At 48.3% G+C, this 2,258-nt stretch carries 1 protein-coding gene; it reads left to right on the top strand.

Annotated elements, in window-relative coordinates; genetic code table 11:
- Positions 1 to 308 precede the first annotated feature (308 nt).
- Positions 309 to 2,258 (top strand): lectin-like domain-containing protein (locus tag FC75_RS10015; RefSeq protein WP_056989804.1); only part of this gene is annotated, 1,950 nt, incomplete at its 3' end.

Raw genomic sequence — 2,258 nt, forward strand, 5'->3', positions numbered from 1 at the left:
TAGACCACTATCAAGGATTCGTTATCATCGTTGCACTTGACTTGAAAATTGAGGTGATTTGACGATTGACGCCTTGATAAATGTGGATTTATGCCGTTCGGAAAGAACACATTGACGAAAGTCGGCCTTCAACCCTGAACAGCTCCAGCAATGAACACATCGCAAATAAAAGAAACAAAATTTTTGTAGTTGACGATGAATTTTTAGCATTCTAATTTGCTTATATATTCCTACCCCGTATAATTGAAAACGTAGCTATAGATATTATCTATAAGTCACTTCTTTTTTATAAAATATGGGGGAAAATTATGAACAATCGGGAGATTAAGGTACATTTCAAGATGTATAAAGCCGGCAGACAATGGTTGGTTGCGGGCATTGCTGCTTTCGGGCTTGGCATCGGGATTTCGACCGTTGGCGGCCAGAGTGTGTCCGCTGCAACGAATGACGCCGCAGTGACGGCGACCCAACAGGTCCCGGATCAAGTTGCGAGCGCCGCTTCTGAGGCGCCGAGTGCTGCCGCAGCACAAACTGACTCGGCCAGTTCTTCGGCGACTGATTCAACTAGTTCCGCTGCGCCGGCTGCAAGCAGCGCTGCTCCGCTGACAGCAACCTCGGCAGCAAGTAAGGCGGCAACGCCTGACGCTGCGCCTACTCAAAAAGCGTTCGTAGATGCCACATCTGCTGATCCGACTACAGACGGTAGCCAAAGCGCTGCACCTTCTAGTGATGCAGCAACCAGTGATGCAGCGACTGATGACAGCGAGAATAAGAACCTGGATGGCTCTAGCAAGACTCTCGATGCTAATTTTAAAGCCAATGGGAACGCCTCGATTGCCACGTCGGCGGATGATCAATCTGCCATCGTGACGCTGACACCTGATTTAGAGAATCAATCAGGTAACTTAACTCTGAACACTCAGATCGACCTTGATTATGATTTTGATATGGACGCCACCATCAATGTTTCAAAAGGTGATGGGGTATCAATTGGTTTCCACACCGGCAGCACTGATCAGGTTGGCCAAAAGGGTGGTTCTCTTGGTTTTGCCACTTTGCCAGGCGCGTTCGGCTGGAAAGCGGACACATACTACAACGGTGGTGTGGGACAGGACGATGACCGTAATCCCGCAGGCGTACCATATTTTGGCGCTGATCCGAAGGGCATGGCTGCGTTTGGCGCATTCGTGAACACTGATGCGAACGGTGTCACGATTGATACCGACGCGCACTCTGCAAAACAAATCGATTCGTCTTATACGGGTTTGCACGTTCACTATGATGCGGCCAGTCATACGTTGAAAGTGACACTGACTAGACCTCAAGGTGTAAGCGATGATTGGTGGCAAACCGTTATTCCTGCTAACACCCTGACTTGGACGGAAAACATCTCCGATTTCATTCCTGCAGACCATCTAGTGTCCTTCTTCATTGGCGCTTCGACAGGGGATGCGCATTCGGCTCAGACTTTCAAACTTAACAGTTTTCACTATAATGCGGTTGGCACCCTCAACGTAGATTTTGTTGATAAAGATAACACGAATAACGTTGTGGGACAGGCTGCAATCAAAGGCAAGTTGAATCACTCGGTCACCATTCAAGAAACGACACCTTATCGGGATGCGCTTCAGAAGGTGACGGACCAGGGCTACAGCTTGGTTGACCCAGGTGCGAAGACGACTCAGATCATCACGAGCAGCAACGAAACTCATGTGGTTGTCTATGTTCAAAAAGCATACAGCGCAACTGTCAAGTTTGTTGATGGGACAACTGGTAACGAAATCCAAAAAGCAAAACAGATCACTGGCAAGACTGGCGAAGTCAATGGCCTTGATGACGTTAATAAGGCGATTGCCGATATTGAACAACGAGGTTATGTACTCGATAAAGATGACATTCCAGATGGGTTCACCTTTGCTCTTGAAGATGACGGGAAGACGTTTACTGTGTCTTTTAAGCATGGCAAGAGTGAGTCCACTGCCATCACGACTCGGACCATCGAGTACACAATTAATGGTAAGAAGGATGGCGCTCCTGAGTCAGATGTTCAGACCGTCAACTGGACGATTACAACCGATGACGTGACTGGCAAAATCACGTCAGCGACACCTTCAAGCAACTATGCAGAAGTGACCCCCAGCTTAGACGGCTACACACCTGACAAGACGACGGTTCCTGAAGAAACACCGAAGCTGACGCTGATATCAGGTTCACCAGTAGGTGAACTGGTACAAGTCAACTACGTTTCGAATGGCGCA

It is taken from the genome of Lacticaseibacillus camelliae DSM 22697 = JCM 13995 (assembly GCF_001436615.1).
In the GTDB taxonomy this organism is placed as follows: Bacteria; Bacillota; Bacilli; order Lactobacillales; family Lactobacillaceae; genus Lacticaseibacillus; species Lacticaseibacillus camelliae.